The sequence below is a fragment of the Devosia sp. Micro-HW1 genome (assembly GCF_056341075.1).
Map to the genome: position 1 here is coordinate 479170 of NZ_CP094375.1, position 15415 is coordinate 494584.

The window sequence follows — 15415 nt, forward strand, 5'->3', positions numbered from 1 at the left end:
GAGCACAATGGACTTTATTCTCGCTGCCCTCGACTACCTTCTGGGTATCCCGGTCCTTGGCTGGGGTACGCAGATCGGCTTTGTCTACAAGGCCCTGGCGCTGCTCGTCGGCCTTTTGATCTTCACCGCCTTCATCCTTCTGGGCGACCGCAAGGTCTGGGCTGCCGTGCAGATGCGCCGTGGTCCCAACGTCGTTGGTCCCTTCGGCCTCCTGCAGTCCTTCGCCGATCTCATCAAGTTCGCGGTCAAGGAAGCGGTCATTCCGGCCGGCGCCGACAAGGTGCTGTTTCTCGCGGCGCCGCTGATCACCGCCACCCTGGCGCTTGCCGGCTGGGCCGTCGTCCCGGTCAGCGATGGCTGGGCCATGGCCAATATCAATGTCGGCATTCTCTACCTGCTCGGCATTTCCTCGCTAGGCGTCTACGGCGTCATCATCGGCGGCTGGGCATCCAACTCGAAATATCCGTTCCTCGGTGCCCTGCGGTCTGCCGCCCAGATGGTCAGCTACGAAGTCTCCATCGGCCTCGTCATCATCACCGTACTGCTCTGCGTGGGTTCGCTGAACCTCAACGACATCGTCATCGCCCAGCGCGAAATGGGCCTCGCCCATGCCCTGGGCGTGCCGTGGCTCAGCTTCCTCAACTGGTTCTGGCTGCCGCTCTTCCCGATGTTCGTGGTGTTCTACATTTCGGCCCTGGCCGAAACCAATCGCCCGCCCTTTGACATGGTGGAAGGCGAGTCCGAGCTGGTCGCGGGTTTCATGACCGAGTATTCGTCGACCCCGTACCTGCTCTTCATGCTGGGCGAATACATCTCCATCCTGCTCATGTGTGCCATGACCACCGTCCTGTTCCTGGGCGGCTGGGCATCGCCCATCGATCTGCCCCCCTTCACCTGGATCCCGGGGCTGATCTGGTTCTTCATCAAGGTAAGTCTCGTCTTCTTCATGTTCGCCATGGCAAAGGCCATCGTGCCGCGCTACCGCTATGACCAGCTCATGCGGATCGGCTGGAAGCTGTTCCTGCCGCTCTCGCTGATCATGGTCGTGATCGTTGCTTTCGTTCTCCAGCTCACGGGCTGGGGCTGGCACGGGGGAGTTGCCTGATGCGCGCCGGACAGATCGTCAACACGCTGCTGCTGCGTGAATTCGTATCGGCCTTTTTCCTGGCCATGCGCTATTTCTTCGGCGCCAAGCCGACCATCAACTATCCCTTCGAAAAGGGCCCGGTGTCGCCGCGCTTCCGGGGAGAGCACGCTTTGCGCCGCTACCCCAATGGCGAAGAACGCTGCATCGCCTGCAAGCTCTGCGAAGCCATCTGCCCGGCCCAGGCCATTACCATCGAGGCCGGCCCGCGCCAGAACGACGGCACCCGCCGCACCGTGCGCTACGACATCGACATGGTGAAGTGCATCTATTGCGGCTTCTGCCAGGAAGCCTGCCCGGTGGATGCCATCGTCGAAGGCCCGAACTTCGAATTCGCAACAGAAACGCGCGAGGAGCTCTATTTCTCGAAAGAGAAGCTCCTCAGCAATGGCGATAGGTGGGAGCGTGAAATCGCGGCCAACCTGGCTGCCGACGCGCCTTATCGCTGAGAGGGAAGAGCATGACCCTTCCGCTGTTCTTCTTCTACGTCTTCGCCACCATCACCGTGGCCGCTGCCTTCATGGTCATTGCCGCGCGCAATCCCGTGCACGCGGTGCTGTTTCTCATCCTGACCTTCGTCAATGCGGCGGGCCTCTTCATGCTCGCCGGCGCCGAGTTCCTCGCGCTTCTGCTGATCGTTGTCTATGTGGGTGCCGTGGCGGTGCTGTTCCTCTTCGTCGTCATGATGCTCGACGTAGATTTCGCCGAACTCAAATCCGGTCTCCTGGCCTATGCGCCGGTTGGCATGCTGGTGGGTGGCGTCCTCTTCCTCGAGCTTCTGCTGGTGGCAGGCAGTTTCGTCATTGCGCCCGACGTCGTCGGCGCGGGCGGCCTGCCGATCGACGTCACCATGGACAATACGCGGGCGCTGGGGCAGGTGCTCTACACGCGCTACGTCTTCCTGTTCCAGGGCGCTGCTGCGGTTCTGCTGGTTGCCATGATCGGCGCCATCGTGCTGACCCTGCGCCATCGTCCAGGCATCAAGCGGCAGAGCACGGCAGCACAGCTGGCGCGCAAGCCCAGCGAGACGGTGCGCAATGTCAAAGTCAAAAGCGGTCAGGGGCTATAGGGGGTTATCATGGGTCTGGAAATCGGGCTCGGTCATTACCTGACCGTAGCAGCAATCCTGTTCACGCTGGGCGTGTTCGGCATCTTCATCAATCGCAAGAACATCATCGTCATCCTGATGTCGGTGGAATTGATCCTGCTGGCCGTGAACCTCAATCTTGTGGCCTTCAGCGCTCACCTGGCTGATCTGCAGGGGCAGGTCTTCGCGCTGATGATCCTCACCGTGGCTGCCGCCGAGGCCGCCATCGGCCTCGCCATTCTTGTTATTTTCTACCGCAACCGCGGCTCCATCGCGGTTGAAGACGTCAATATGATGAAGGGCTAAGAGCACCGCTATGATCATTCAGGCGATTGTTTTCCTGCCCCTCATCGGGGCGCTTATTGCGGGCCTCCTGGGCCGCTCCATTGGCCATAGGCCAAGTGAGTTCATCACCACGGGCCTGCTGCTGATCGCAGCGGTGCTGAGCTGGGTCGTGTTCATTCCCGTCGCCTTTGGCGATGGCCTGGTCGGCGCCGTGGGCGATGGCCATGCCGCCGTGCTCAAGGTCGAGGTGATGCGCTGGATCCAGGTCGGCGACATGGACCTGCGCTGGACCCTGCGTGTCGATACGCTGACTGCCATCATGCTGGTCGTGGTCAATACCGTGTCCGCCCTCGTGCACGTCTACTCCATCGGCTACATGCACGAAGATCCGCATCGTTCGCGCTTCTTCGCCTATCTCTCGCTCTTCACCTTCGCCATGCTCATGCTGGTGACCGCCGACAACTTCCTGCAGATGTTCTTCGGCTGGGAAGGCGTGGGTCTGGCCTCGTATCTGCTGATTGGCTTCTGGTACACAAAGCCTTCCGCCAATGCCGCGGCCATGAAGGCCTTCGTGGTCAACCGCGTCGGTGACTTCGGCTTCGCGCTTGGTATTTTCGGTGCCTTTTTCGTGCTCGGGCACCTGGACTTCGACGGCGCCTTCCACGCTGTGGACGAGTTTGCCACCACTGGCCTTCCGGTGATGCAGTTCCTCGGCTGGCAGTTCGATGCCATGACCGTCGTCTGCCTGCTGCTCTTCGTGGGCGCCATGGGCAAGTCGGCGCAGTTCCTGCTGCACACCTGGCTTCCGGACGCAATGGAAGGCCCGACCCCGGTGTCGGCGCTGATCCACGCTGCCACCATGGTGACCGCGGGCGTGTTCATGGTCGCCCGCCTGTCGCCGCTGTTCGAAACCTCGCCCGTCGCGCTGACCGTGATCATCGTCATCGGTGCCATCACTGCCTTCTTCGCGGCGACCGTTGGCCTCGTGCAGAACGACATCAAGCGCGTCATCGCCTACTCGACCTGTTCGCAGCTCGGTTACATGTTCGTGGCGCTCGGGGTAGGGGCCTATTCGGCCGGTGTTTTCCACCTCTTCACCCATGCCTTCTTCAAAGCCCTTTTGTTCCTGGGCGCCGGCTCGGTCATCCATGCGATGCACCATGAGCAGGACATGCGGAACATGGGTGGACTGCGCAAGAAGATCCCCATCACCTATGCGATGATGATGATCGGCACGCTTGCGCTCACCGGCGTCGGCATTCCGGGCACCAATTTTGGTTTCGCCGGCTTCTTCTCCAAGGACGCCATCATCGAAAGCGCCTATGCCTATGGCGGCAATATCGGCTCCTTCGCCTTCTGGATGCTGGTCGTGGCGGCTCTGTTCACCAGCTTCTACTCCTGGCGCCTGATGCACCTGACCTTCCACGGCTCGCCGCGCGATGCGCAGCACCATGGCGAAGGTCCGCACCCGGACCCGTCGCTCAGTGCCCACGAGACCCATGACGAGCCGATCAACGACAGCAATGCCGATGATCACGGACATCACGGTCACGACCATCACCATGGCTCGGCCTATGACAATGCGCATGAGTCGCCCAATGTCATGCTGGTGCCGCTCTATGTGCTGGCGGTCGGCGCGGTCCTGGCCGGTGTCGTGTTCTACGGCATGTTCTTCCACGACGTGGAGCACATCGAGCACTTCTTCGCCGGGTCGATCTATGTCGACCACCAGATCATCGAGGACGCGCACCACGTGCCGACCTGGGTGAAGTGGAGCGCCACAGTCGCCATGATTATTGGCTTCGTGACCGCTTGGTACATGTATATCCGCCGTCCGGAAGTGCCCGGTCGCATCGCGGCCACCAATCCGGGCCTCTACCAGTTCTTGCTCAACAAGTGGTACTTCGACCAGCTCTATGACCGTGTCTTCGTGCGCCCCGCGCTCTGGATCGGCAACGCGATCTGGAAGGGCTTTGATGACTGGCTGGTTGACGGCAAGCTGACCGAGGGTCTCGGCCGTCGCGTGCAGAATGTCACCAGCTGGGTCGTCAAGCTCCAGTCCGGCTATCTCTACCACTATGCCTTCGCCATGCTCATCGGCATTGCGGCGCTGCTCACCTGGGCCATCGCGGCCGGGGGACTGATCTGATGACCTTCGACAATACTATCCTTTCGCTTCTGACCTGGCTGCCGGTCCTCGGTGCAGCGGTCCTGCTGGCGACCCCGAAGACGGCGCTGAACGCGATCCGCTGGATCTCGCTTGCCGTCACCGTTGTGGTCTTTGCCCTCTCTCTGGCCCTCTGGCAGGCATTCGACCCGTCCAGCGCGGGTTTCCAGTTCGTGGTCAACATCCCCTGGATCGGCGACAGCATCGGCTATCGCGTTGGCGTCGATGGCATTTCGGTGCTTTTCGTGGTGCTCACTGCGCTGCTCATGCCGGCGGTGGTCGTTTCCAGCTGGGAAGTCGAGACGCGCCTCAAGGAATACATGATCGTGTTCCTGGTGCTCGAAACGCTGATGATCGGCGTTTTCACCACGCTCGACCTGGCCATGTTCTATGTCTTCTTCGAAGGCACGCTGCTGCCGATGTTCCTCATCATCGGCATCTGGGGCGGCTCCGCCCGCATCCAGGCCAGCTACAAGTTCTTCTTCTACACCTTCGTCGGTTCGGTGCTGATGCTGCTGGCCATCATGGCCATGTACTGGGATGCCGGCACGTCGGACATCGTCCGCCTGCTCGGCCATGAATTCCCGGTGGGCATGCAGACCTGGCTCTGGCTGGCCTTCTTCGCCTCTCTGGCGGTCAAGATGCCCATGTGGCCTTTCCACCGCTGGCTGCCGGAAGCCCACGTTCAGGCCCCGACTGCGGGTTCAGTGATCCTGGCGGCAATCCTCCTGAAGCTTGGCGGCTACGGCTTCCTGCGCTTCAGCCTGCCCATGTTCCCCGAAGCTTCGGCGCAGTTCGCCAACTTCGTCTTCCTGCTTTCGGTCGCCGCCATCATCCTGACCTCGCTGGTCGCGTTGGTGCAGACCGACATCAAGAAGCTGATCGCCTATTCGTCCGTCGCCCATATGGGTTTCGTGACCATGGGCATCTTTGCGGGCAATGCACTGGGCATCCAGGGCGCCATGTTCCAGATGATCTCGCACGGTATTGTCTCCGGCGCGCTCTTCCTCTGCGTCGGCGTCATCTATGACCGCATGCATACCCGCGAAATTTCCGCCTATGGCGGTCTTGTCGAGCGCATGCCGCAATATGCCTTCGCCTTCATGGTCTTCACCATGGCCAATGTCGGCCTGCCGGGCACGTCTGGTTTCGTGGGCGAGTTCCTCACCATGGTCGGCGTGTTCCAAGTCAACACCTGGGTGGCGTTCGGCGCGGCCTTTGGCGTGATTTTCTCTGCCGCCTATGGTCTGTGGCTCTATCGCCGCGTGATTTTCGGTGCGCTGACCAAGGAAAGCCTCAAGGGCATTCTCGATCTCAACCTGCGCGAGAAGGTGGTACTCTACCCTCTCATCGTGCTGACGGTAGTCTTCGGCTTCTATCCCGCCCCGATCCTCGACACGACTGCCGTCGCCGTGGACAATCTGGTCGCCCATTACTCGGAAAGCATCGGTCGCAATCCGGCGGTCGACCTGGCCGATGAACGCGCCCCCCTCGAATATGTCGCGCCTGTCGAAGGCGCGGAACAGCCGGCCGCCGAAGAGCACGCGGCCGAGCCTGCTGCGCACTAGGAGACTGACGTGAACTCTGACGTTACCGATTTCGCGAGCCTGGCTCCCGCCTATCCGGAAATGCTGATGGCGGTGGGCGTTCTCGTCCTGCTGCTGGTTGGCGTTGTGCTCAACAAGGAGCGCTCGCTCCTTGTCACCTGGCTTTCCGTCGGCCTGCTTGCCGCCGCGGGACTGCTGGTCATCCTGCAGCCGGTGGATGGCGTGATCTTCAACGGTCTCTTCATTGCCGACAGCTTCGGTCGTTTCATGAAGGTGCTGGTCATCGGTGGTGCGGGCCTTGCCCTGATCCTCAGCATGTCCAACGCCGAGGAAAACGGCGTCCACAAGTTCGAATATTCGATCCTCGCGCTCCTTGCGACGCTGGGCATGATGGTCATGGTTTCGGCCAATGACCTGATGAGCCTCTATGTCGGCCTCGAGCTGCAGTCGCTCTCGCTCTATGTCATGGCCGCCATCAAGCGCGATGACGCACGGGCATCGGAAGCGGGCCTCAAATATTTCGTGCTCGGCGCGCTGTCCTCGGGCCTGCTGCTCTATGGCGCGTCGCTCATCTATGGCTTCACGGGTCACACCAATCTGGGCGAGATCGTCATTGCCATCGCCAATGAAGGTCGCTCAATCGGCCTGATCTTCGGCGTTGTCTTCCTGCTGGCGGGCATCGCTTTCAAGATTTCGGCCGTGCCGTTCCATATGTGGACGCCAGACGTCTATGAAGGTGCGCCGACCCCGGTCACCGCCTTCTTCGCCATGGCCCCAAAGGTCGCGGCGATGACGCTGATGATCCGCCTGGTGATGGACACCTTCGCGCCCATCACCAGCGACTGGCAGCAGATCGTCATCTTCCTGTCCATCGCCTCCATGGTGCTGGCGGCCTTCGCCGCCATCGGCCAGCAGTCGATCAAGCGCCTCGTTGCCTATTCCTCGATTGGCCATGTGGGCTTTGCCCTTGTCGGCCTGTCCTCGGGCACCCAGGTGGGTGTTGAAGGCGTCGCTATCTACATGGCGATCTATGTGGGCATGACGGTGGCCCTCTTTGCCTGCATCCTGTCGCTGCGCACCGACAAAGGCTATGTCGAAACCATCGACGACCTGGCCGGCGTCTCCAAGGCCCGTCCGTTCGTGGCGGCCGTCATGGCCATCGTGATGTTCTCGCTGATCGGTCTGCCGCCGCTGGCCGGGTTCTTCGCCAAGTGGCAGGTGTTCCTTGCCGCTATCGAAGCCAACCTCTTCGTGCTGTCGGTCATCGGCATGCTGGCGTCCGCCATCAGCGCCTTTTACTACCTGCGCGTCGTCAAGGTGATGTATTTCGACGAACCCAAGGACGAGTTCGTCGCAGTGCCGGGCGAACTCAATATCATCATGGGTGTCTTCGGTTTCCTCATCGTCACCTACTACTTCACGGTCGGTAATCCGCTCGCCTCCTGGGCGCATACCGCCGCCGGAAGCCTGTTCTAGGTGGCGCATTTCGCGCTCGGTTCAAAGGCCCGCGACGCCGGATACCGGCTTTCGGGCTTTGACACCATCGGCTCGACCAATAGCGAAGCGCTCGCGGCGGCTGCCGCGGGCGATCCGGGCGGCATCTGGTTTGCCGCCCTGGAACAGACGGCGGGCAGGGGACGCCGCGGCCGCCAATGGCATCATCCATCAGGCAATCTTGCTGCCAGCCTGCTCATCGTTCCGGACGCCTCGCCCGAAACCATTGCCACCCTCGGTTTCGTTGCTGGCGTTGCGCTCAACGCTGGCCTCTCGGCTATCCTGCCCGGGGGCATGGTACGTATCGGCATCGATGGCGCTGACGGAGCCGACGGGCGCTCCCGTATTGCGCTCAAATGGCCCAACGACGTGCTGGCCGATGGCGCCAAGCTCGCTGGCATCCTCCTCGAAGCCAGCAAGACCCCGGACGGGCGGCAGGCAATAATCGTCGGCATCGGCGTCAATGTAGTTGCGGCCCCCGTTGGTGTGCCGTATCCAGCGACCTCATTGAAAGGGCTCGGCATCGAGTGCACGGCCGAGGATGTTTTCGAAGCCTTGTCCGATGCCTGGGTCGAAGCCTTCGGCCTCTGGAATGACGGCAATGGTGTCGCTTCGGTGCTTGAACGCTGGCGCGGCTCTGCGGCCGGCATCGGTGCTCCGGTGGCCATCAGCCAGGACGGCGTGGTGCGCCGGGGAATATTTGAAACCATCGACTCTTCCGGTCGGTTGATCATTCGCGACGACGATGGCGCGCGACATCCGATCACGGCGGGCGATGTGCATTTTGGGGCTACGGCCAGCGCCCGAAGCTGACCACAACACAAGGGCAGGGTGACCGGCGACCATGAGATCGCCAGGCGTCCGTCCGGACATAAGGAATAAGAAAACCCATGGCTAAGAACCAAAGGGATGAACTCGTCTTCGTGCCGCTCGGCGGCGTTGGCGAAATTGGCATGAACATGGCCGCCTATGGCTTCGGCCCCGCCAACCGGCGCAAGTGGATCGTCGTGGATTGCGGTGTCAGCTTCGGCGGCCCCGACCTGCCCGGCATCGAACTCATCATGGCCAATCCGGAATTTCTCGAAGAGAACGCCGATGACGTGCTGGCGCTGATCCTCACCCACAGCCACGAAGACCACTACGGCGCTGTGCTCGACCTCTGGCCCGTCTTCGACAAGCCTGTCTACGCAACGCCCTTCACCGCAGCCATGCTGGCTGCCAAGAGGGCAGGGGATGGCATTGTCGAGAATGTCGACATCACCATCATGACCCCGGGCAAGCCCTTTACGGTTGGCCCCTTCACCATCGAGCCGATCAATGTCGCCCACTCGATCCCGGAATCGAATGCGCTGCTGATCACCACGCCAGTGGGCCGCGCCCTTCATACCGGCGACTGGAAGCTCGATCCGACGCCCACGATGGGCGCGCCGACCGATTTTGCCCGCATGGAGCGCATCGGCACAGAAAGCGATCTTCCCCTGGCGCTGATCTGCGACTCGACCAATGCGATGAAGGAAGGCGAAAGCCCGTCCGAAGAAGAGATTGGCCGCAATCTGGCCGAGCTCATTGCCGATGCGCCGCACCGCGTCGCCGTGACCACCTTCGCCTCCAATGTCGGTCGCGTCGTTTCCATCGTTCGCGCCGCCCACAAGGCCGGCCGCGAAGTTGTCTTGTCCGGTCGTTCGCTGCATCGCATCATGGGCATTGCCCGTGAACTAGGCATGCTCGAAGGCCTGCCCACCCTGCACGACCAGGACGCCTACAAGTCCATCGCGCGCGACAAGTGCGTGCTGATCTGTACCGGCAGCCAGGGCGAAGCACGCGCCGCCATCGCCCGCATTGCCCGCGGCGATCACCCTGTTATCGATCTCAATGCCGGCGACCGCATGATCTTCTCGTCCTGGGCCATTCCGGGCAACGAGCGCGAAGTCATCGACATCCAGAACCTGCTGATCGACAAGGGCGTCGAGGTGATCACCGCCGGCGATGCCATGGTGCATGTCACCGGCCACCCGCGTCGCGGCGAACTCCGGAAGCTCTACTCCTGGGTCAAGCCGGAAGTCCTCGTGCCGGTTCACGGCGAGTCCATGCATCTGCTGGCTCATGCCAAGCTGGGCCGCGAACAAGGCATTCCCAATGTCTGCGAAGGGCGCAATGGCGACATGGTGCGGCTCTTCCCCGAGCCGATGGCCTATCCGGCCGAAGTGCGCACCGGCGAACTCTATCTCGATGGGCTGGTGCTCTGCACCCCCGAAGAGAGCGGCGTCAAGGGCCGCCGGCGCCTGTCCTTTGGCGGCATGATCGTAGTCAGCCTGTGCGTCAGCGGCAATGGCCAGATCGTCTCCGGTCCAGACATGATGATCGAAGGACTTCCTGAAACTGATGACGAGTCGCTCAGCGACCTCATCGAGGACACGATTGCAGGCGTCATCAAGTCCATGCCGGCCAAGCGCCGCAGCGACACTGAAGTGCTGAACTCGGCCCTGTTCAAGGCCATCCGCAACGAGGTCAACGCCTTCTGGGGCCGCAAGCCCAATGTCAGCGTATTCGTGCATCGGGTATAATTGTCAAACCAGCGGAATGGGCGCTCCGCCGCTATCGTCACGTCGAAACTCGCTGTGACGGCGGGTTTCTTTCAAGGCGGCGGATACGGCGTCGTCTTCCGTGTCGAAGGCGCCGAAGGTGCGGCCTGACAAGGTGTCGCACACGCGCCAGCCGCTGACCTCGCGAACCGGAATGAAGCGGAAGATGTAGCGTCGCGTGGGATAGGACATGCTGCCGGAACGGGTGTTGCCGCCCGCCGGTTTCGCCCGCTCCAATCACCGGCTCCATCGTGGTTGCGTAGCGGTAAAGGCAGATTGGTTCCAATGGTCGACCCGCGACACCCCGTCACTTTCCATGATGCCCCGGCAGAGGTTACATAGACCCCATGCAGATCGGTTCTCTCCTCGCTGTCTATTTCGTCGTCTGGTGGCTCACCTTTGTGGCCGTGCTGCCCATTGGCAGCCACAGCCATCACGAGACAGACACCGAGCTGGTTGCCGGCGCCGATCCGGGTTCGCCGATCAGGCCGCGGCTGATCATGAAGGGCCTGATCACCACCGTACTGGCGGCAGCCTTTACGGCGCTCCTTCTCTGGGGCATCAACAATCCGCTCATCCAGGCCTATTGGAACCGCTGATCGCATCGTGAACGAGGCGGGGGCGGTCGCTTGGGGTTCCGCTCGCGCCTGCGGTGCGTTCGCTACGCCTTCACCGCGTGAACATGCGCCATGCCGAGCGCCGCTTCGATATCGTCCTCACTCGCGGCCGTAATATCCAGCGTGGTCCAGCCCTGCCGACCCCAGCCATTCCCAATTGCCTGCAATATTTCAGGCGCAACCATGCATTTGAATTCTTGCTCTTCCGGCGTGAACTTGACGTTCGCCGATTTTCCGTCCGCCGCGAGTGTCGCGAAAATGCGCTTCACCTTGAAGGCGGTCCGATCGAAATGGGGTGCCGAGGTGACGCCAGGCATTCCCAGAGCTATTCGCGTGAAATCTTCAGAACTGGCCAAATCCTATTGATCCCTCGAATAAAAAAGCGGGGCACCAGGGCCCCGCTTGAATGAGTTGTTCGACAATACGTTGGTCTTAGGCGCGCTACTGAAGCGGCTGCCAACGCTCCTCCCTTGACGTTGTCGACGTCCGGCGGTTTGGGCCGCCTTTGTCTTATTGGGGCGGACCCTAACAACAGAAAATCGCTCTGCCAAGTAGATTCTGCATAGCTTGCATGCTTGCATCGAATGGACGCTTGCGGTTTGAGTGGGCATCAACGAAACACACGAGTCGATGTACTCGAACCGCGGTCTTTCGTGGCATTTTTGCGCTGCGGCCAGATCGATGCGCCACCCTTGTAATCCGGAGTTCCCATGCGCCTTTCCCGCTATTTCCTGCCGGTGCTGCGCGACGTTCCCAAGGAAGCCGAGATTGTCTCGCACCGGCTGATGCTGCGTGCCGGCATGATCCGCCAGCAGGCCTCCGGCCTCTATTCCTGGCTGCCGCTGGGCTACAAGGTGCTGATGAAGGTGCAGAAGATCATCGAGGAGGAGCAGAACCGCTCCGGTGCGATCGAACTGCTGATGCCCACCATCCAGTCCGCCGATCTCTGGCGCGAGTCGGGACGCTACGATGCGTATGGCAAGGAAATGCTGCGCATCGAGGACCGCCACGAGCGCGAATTCCTCTATGGTCCCACCAATGAGGAGATGATCACCGACATCTTCCGGGCCTATGTGAAGTCCTACAAGGACCTGCCGCTCAACCTCTACCACATCCAGTGGAAGTTCCGCGACGAGGTGCGTCCGCGCTTCGGCACCATGCGTTCGCGCGAATTCCTGATGAAGGACGCCTACAGCTTCGATCTCGACAAGGATCGCGCCGTGGCCGCCTACGAGCGCATGTTCGTGGCATACCTGCGCACCTATGCCCGCATGGGCCTGACCGCCATTCCGATGCGCGCCGATACCGGCCCCATCGGTGGCGATCTGAGCCATGAATGGATCATCCTGGCGGAAACCGGCGAAAGCCAGGTCTTCTGCCACCGTGACCTTCTTGACAAGCCCATTCCGGGCAAGGACACCGACTTCGAGGGCGACCTGAAGCCGATCTTCAACGACTGGACCTCGCTCTACGCCGCCACTGAAGAAATGGTGGATCATGCCGAATACGAATCCAGCGTCCCCGAGGACAAGCGCGTGTCGGCCCGCGGCATCGAAGTCGGCCATATCTTCTATTTCGGCACGAAATATTCCGAGCCGATGAAGGCGTCTGTCACCGGTCAGGATGGCAAGGAGACCATTGTGCATATGGGCTCCTACGGCATCGGCCTCACCCGCGTCGTGCCGGCCATCATCGAGGCCAGCCATGACGAGAACGGCATTGTCTGGCCGGTTTCGGTCGCGCCCTTCGAGGCGGTGCTGATCAATCTCAAGGCCGGCGATGCCGAGACCGACGCCGCCTGCGGCAAGCTCTATGCCGAGCTGACCGCTGCTGGCCTCGACATGCTCTACGACGACCGCGACCAGCCCGCTGGCAGCAAGTTTGCCACGGCGGACCTCATTGGTATTCCCTATCAGCTCATCCTCGGTCCGCGCGGCCTTAAATCCGGCGAAGTCGAGATTAAACATCGCAAGACCGGCGAGCGCGAAACTCTGCCGCTCACCGAGGCCGTTGCACGCCTCAAGGGCCTGATCGAACCCCAACGGATGACCGACATTTGACCGAAAGCGCGCGCGCAGTTCCGGGAGGCAGGGCAACCCGCCCCTTCTCCCGGTTTGAGTGGATGATTGCCGGGCGCTATCTGCGCGCCCGCCGCAAGGAAGCCTTTATCTCGGTTATCGCCAGTCTCACCATGGTGGGCGTGGCCATTGGCGTGGCGACGTTGATCGTCGTCATGTCGGTCATGAACGGCTTTCGTGGCGAACTACTCGACAAGATTCTCGGGCTGAACGGCCACTTCACCGCGCATCCCATCGAAAGCCAGTTTACCGATTACAAGGAGACTGTCGCCGCGCTCGAACAGGTCGATGGCGTCAGCTTTGCGGTCTACTTCGTTGAAGGCCAGGTTCTGGCCTCCGGCCGCGGCTCGTCCTCGGGCGTCACCGTGCGTGGCATGGACGAGGAAAACCTCAAGAAGCTGGACCTGCTCTACAATTCGGCGGAGCAGGGCGGTTTCGACCAGTGGGATGACAGCCGTGGCGTGGCTATTGGATATCGCCTGGCCCAGACGCTCGGCGTCGGCATCGGCGATGAGGTCCAGATCATCAATCCCGATGGCGCCATGACGCCTTTCGGCTCGACCCCGCAGATCCGCTCCTACCCGGTCAATGTCATCTACAATCTGGGCATGGTCGAGTTCGACAGCTTCTTTATGTACATGCCGCTCGAGCCGGCGCAGGACTATTTCCGCATGGTCGACGAGGTCCTGAAGCCCGGCATGGGCCCGCTTGACCCCCTTGCCAGCGATGAAGAAATCGATGCTGCCTATGAGCGCATTCCGCGTGCCTCGGCCGCCGAAATCTTCATCGACGATCCTGATCAGGTCGGCCTCATCCGCAATCGCCTGATGGATACAACCAGTCTCCGGCCGATGATCCTGACGGACTGGCAGCAGCGCAATGAGACCTTCTTCTCGGCCCTGCAGGTGGAGCGCGTGGTGATGTTCACTATCCTCTCCATGATCATCCTGGTTGCCGCCTTCAACATCATCTCCAGCCTCATCATGCTGGTGAAGGACAAGAGCGCCGACATAGCCGTGCTGCGCACCATGGGCGCGACGCGCGGCTCCATCATGCGGGTGTTCTCCATTACCGGTACCACGATTGGTGTCGTCGGAACGCTGGCGGGCACGGTCATCGGGCTCATCGTCGCGGCCAATGCGGAGTTCCTGAGGGCTTCTATCTCCAACCTCCTGGGGATCACCCTGTTTCCGCCCGAAGTATTCTTCCTCTCTTCTCTCCCCAGCCGCACTGATCCGGTGGAAGTGACAGTGGTCGTCTGCATGGCCCTTGGCCTCAGCTTCCTCGCCACGCTCTATCCGGCCTGGCGCGCCGCGCAGTATGATCCGGTGGAGGCGCTCCGCTATGAGTAAGCCCCATCTCAAGCTCTCCGGCGTGCATCGCCATTATGGCGAGGGCGATACACTGGTCCGCGTGCTCGAAGCCGCTGACCTGACAGTGGAAAGTGGGGAGCTGGTTGCTCTGGTCGCCCCCTCTGGTGCCGGCAAATCGACTTTGCTCCACCTCTGCGGCCTGCTCGAATCTCCCCAGTCCGGCGAAATCGAGATTGTCGGCCAGCCGACCAGTCGCATGGGCGACCGGGCACGCACCCAGCTGCGCCGCTCGACCGTGGGCTATGTCTATCAGTTCCACCACCTGCTGCCCGAATTCACGGCCCTCGAAAACGTGGTCATGCCCCAGCTCATCGCCGGCAAGGATCAGAAGGAGGCCGAGGCGCGCGGCATGGAATTGCTCGACCTGCTCGGCGTGGCTCCTCGCGCCAGCCATCGGCCGGCCGAACTTTCGGGTGGCGAGCAGCAGCGCATTGCCATCGCCCGAGCCGCCGCCAATCATCCACGCGTGATCCTGGCCGATGAGCCCACCGGCAATCTCGACCCAGAAACCAGCGACCTGGTCTTCCAGGCGCTCAAGGACCTCATCAAGAACGAAGGCGCCGCCGCCCTCATCGCGACGCACAACCATGACCTCGCCCGTCGCGCGGACAGGATTGTCACGCTCAAGGGCGGCCTTGTGGTTCCGCACACGCTATAGCGCTCTGCAAAAACGCCAGTAACCCCCACCCAACCTCCCCCTGAAACAGGGGGAGGGGCGCATCGAGTTTGCCTGGAGGGACTCCCTTAAACAAGGGTTCGGAAGACTGTCACCATCCACAGGGTCGCATCAATGCGCCGGCAGCCGGACCCCAAGGTACCGCCTGTGTTCCGGGCCCCCTAAGCAAGCCGATGCCGTGACGAACGGCCAGTGGCTCTGTCTTTGAACGTTCGACTTTGTGGGCCACTGGCCGTTCGTTACCGAAGGGCGAGGCGGTGCGTCCGCATGTCCCGAATCTTAACGCTCCCGGAACCTCTCCTAACCAATTCCTAACCAGTTAACCCCTGTCCCCGGTTTCACCACTGTTCCTGACTGGACGAGAA

15 protein-coding genes are annotated in these 15415 nt (G+C 61.6%); 13 read left to right on the forward strand and 2 right to left on the reverse strand.

From position 1 onward, the window contains the following. The first annotated feature begins 7 nt into the window (after positions 1-7). The 9 genes from nuoH (at position 8) to MQW79_RS02255 (ending at position 10288) form a co-directional block, all read left to right on the forward strand. A complete protein-coding gene (nuoH, locus tag MQW79_RS02215; RefSeq protein WP_476586564.1) occupies positions 8-1105 on the forward strand; it encodes an NADH-quinone oxidoreductase subunit NuoH in 1098 nt (365 codons plus the stop codon). Then, positions 1105-1593 carry an NADH-quinone oxidoreductase subunit NuoI gene (gene nuoI, locus MQW79_RS02220; RefSeq protein ID WP_476586565.1) on the forward strand — a complete coding sequence of 163 codons (489 nt, stop codon included), beginning with the start codon at positions 1105-1107 and terminating at the stop codon, positions 1591-1593. The genes nuoH and nuoI overlap by 1 nt, the downstream gene beginning before the upstream one ends. A gap of 11 nt (positions 1594-1604) precedes the next feature. Then, positions 1605-2213 carry an NADH-quinone oxidoreductase subunit J gene (locus MQW79_RS02225; RefSeq protein ID WP_476586567.1) on the forward strand — a complete coding sequence of 203 codons (609 nt, stop codon included), beginning with the start codon at positions 1605-1607 and terminating at the stop codon, positions 2211-2213. 15 nt (positions 2214-2228) lie between these two features. Beyond that, on the forward strand, positions 2229-2537 hold the full coding sequence (nuoK, locus tag MQW79_RS02230) for an NADH-quinone oxidoreductase subunit NuoK (protein WP_198875756.1): 309 nt from the start codon (positions 2229-2231) through the stop codon (positions 2535-2537). Between the two features lie 10 nt (positions 2538-2547). Further along, entirely contained in the window at positions 2548-4665 is a 2118-nt protein-coding gene (gene nuoL / locus MQW79_RS02235; protein ID WP_476586568.1) for an NADH-quinone oxidoreductase subunit L, read from the forward strand. Continuing rightward, positions 4665-6251, forward strand: a complete 1587-nt coding sequence (locus tag MQW79_RS02240; protein WP_476586570.1) for an NADH-quinone oxidoreductase subunit M — start codon at positions 4665-4667, stop codon at positions 6249-6251. The genes nuoL and MQW79_RS02240 overlap by 1 nt, the downstream gene beginning before the upstream one ends. A 9-nt stretch (positions 6252-6260) precedes the next feature. Then, positions 6261-7706: an NADH-quinone oxidoreductase subunit NuoN gene (gene nuoN, locus MQW79_RS02245; protein WP_476586571.1), complete on the forward strand. Its 1446-nt coding sequence runs from the start codon at positions 6261-6263 to the stop codon at positions 7704-7706. Further along, positions 7707-8537 (forward strand): biotin--[acetyl-CoA-carboxylase] ligase, encoded by an 831-nt coding sequence (locus MQW79_RS02250; RefSeq protein ID WP_476586572.1) that lies wholly within the window; start codon positions 7707-7709, stop codon positions 8535-8537. It begins immediately after the preceding gene. Between the two features lie 77 nt (positions 8538-8614). Continuing rightward, entirely contained in the window at positions 8615-10288 is a 1674-nt protein-coding gene (locus MQW79_RS02255; RefSeq protein ID WP_476586573.1) for a ribonuclease J, read from the forward strand. A gap of 3 nt (positions 10289-10291) precedes the next feature. Here the strand turns inward: MQW79_RS02255 and MQW79_RS02260 are convergent, their stop codons facing one another. Further along, a complete protein-coding gene (locus MQW79_RS02260; protein ID WP_476586574.1) occupies positions 10292-10543 on the reverse strand; it encodes a hypothetical protein in 252 nt (83 codons plus the stop codon). Between the two features lie 110 nt (positions 10544-10653). Between MQW79_RS02260 and MQW79_RS02265 the strand changes: the two genes are divergently transcribed. Further along, complete coding sequence (locus MQW79_RS02265; protein ID WP_476586575.1) at positions 10654-10905, forward strand: DUF1467 family protein; 252 nt, start codon at positions 10654-10656, stop codon at positions 10903-10905. A 62-nt stretch (positions 10906-10967) separates the two neighbouring features. On the opposite strand, the gene MQW79_RS02270 is transcribed toward MQW79_RS02265, so the two are convergent. Further along, a complete protein-coding gene (locus tag MQW79_RS02270; RefSeq protein WP_476586577.1) occupies positions 10968-11279 on the reverse strand; it encodes an MmcQ/YjbR family DNA-binding protein in 312 nt (103 codons plus the stop codon). A gap of 354 nt (positions 11280-11633) precedes the next feature. Here MQW79_RS02270 and proS point away from each other — a divergent pair, with 354 nt between their 5' ends. From proS to MQW79_RS02285, 3 genes are read left to right on the forward strand one after another with little or no spacing between them, the layout of a single operon-like run. Then, a complete protein-coding gene (gene proS, locus MQW79_RS02275) occupies positions 11634-12983 on the forward strand; it encodes a proline--tRNA ligase (RefSeq protein WP_476586578.1) in 1350 nt (449 codons plus the stop codon). Then, positions 12980-14353, forward strand: a complete 1374-nt coding sequence (locus tag MQW79_RS02280) for an ABC transporter permease (RefSeq protein ID WP_476586579.1) — start codon at positions 12980-12982, stop codon at positions 14351-14353. Before proS ends, MQW79_RS02280 begins: the two co-directional genes overlap by 4 nt. Next, positions 14346-15032, forward strand: a complete 687-nt coding sequence (locus MQW79_RS02285) for an ABC transporter ATP-binding protein (protein ID WP_476586580.1) — start codon at positions 14346-14348, stop codon at positions 15030-15032. The genes MQW79_RS02280 and MQW79_RS02285 overlap by 8 nt, the downstream gene beginning before the upstream one ends. Positions 15033-15415: the final 383 nt, after the last annotated feature.

What these genes read in the sequence shown, in the direction of transcription:
- nuoH (WP_476586564.1), top strand. Translation starts at nt 8, where the DNA reads ATGGACTTTATTCTCGCTGCCCTCGACTACCTTCTGGGTATCCCGGTC.
- nuoI (WP_476586565.1), top strand. Translation starts at nt 1,105, where the DNA reads ATGCGCGCCGGACAGATCGTCAACACGCTGCTGCTGCGTGAATTCGTA.
- MQW79_RS02225 (WP_476586567.1), top strand. Translation starts at nt 1,605, where the DNA reads ATGACCCTTCCGCTGTTCTTCTTCTACGTCTTCGCCACCATCACCGTG.
- nuoL (WP_476586568.1), top strand. Translation starts at nt 2,548, where the DNA reads ATGATCATTCAGGCGATTGTTTTCCTGCCCCTCATCGGGGCGCTTATT.
- MQW79_RS02240 (WP_476586570.1), top strand. Translation starts at nt 4,665, where the DNA reads ATGACCTTCGACAATACTATCCTTTCGCTTCTGACCTGGCTGCCGGTC.
- MQW79_RS02255 (WP_476586573.1), top strand. Translation starts at nt 8,615, where the DNA reads ATGGCTAAGAACCAAAGGGATGAACTCGTCTTCGTGCCGCTCGGCGGC.
- MQW79_RS02265 (WP_476586575.1), top strand. Translation starts at nt 10,654, where the DNA reads ATGCAGATCGGTTCTCTCCTCGCTGTCTATTTCGTCGTCTGGTGGCTC.
- proS (WP_476586578.1), top strand. Translation starts at nt 11,634, where the DNA reads ATGCGCCTTTCCCGCTATTTCCTGCCGGTGCTGCGCGACGTTCCCAAG.
- MQW79_RS02285 (WP_476586580.1), top strand. Translation starts at nt 14,346, where the DNA reads ATGAGTAAGCCCCATCTCAAGCTCTCCGGCGTGCATCGCCATTATGGC.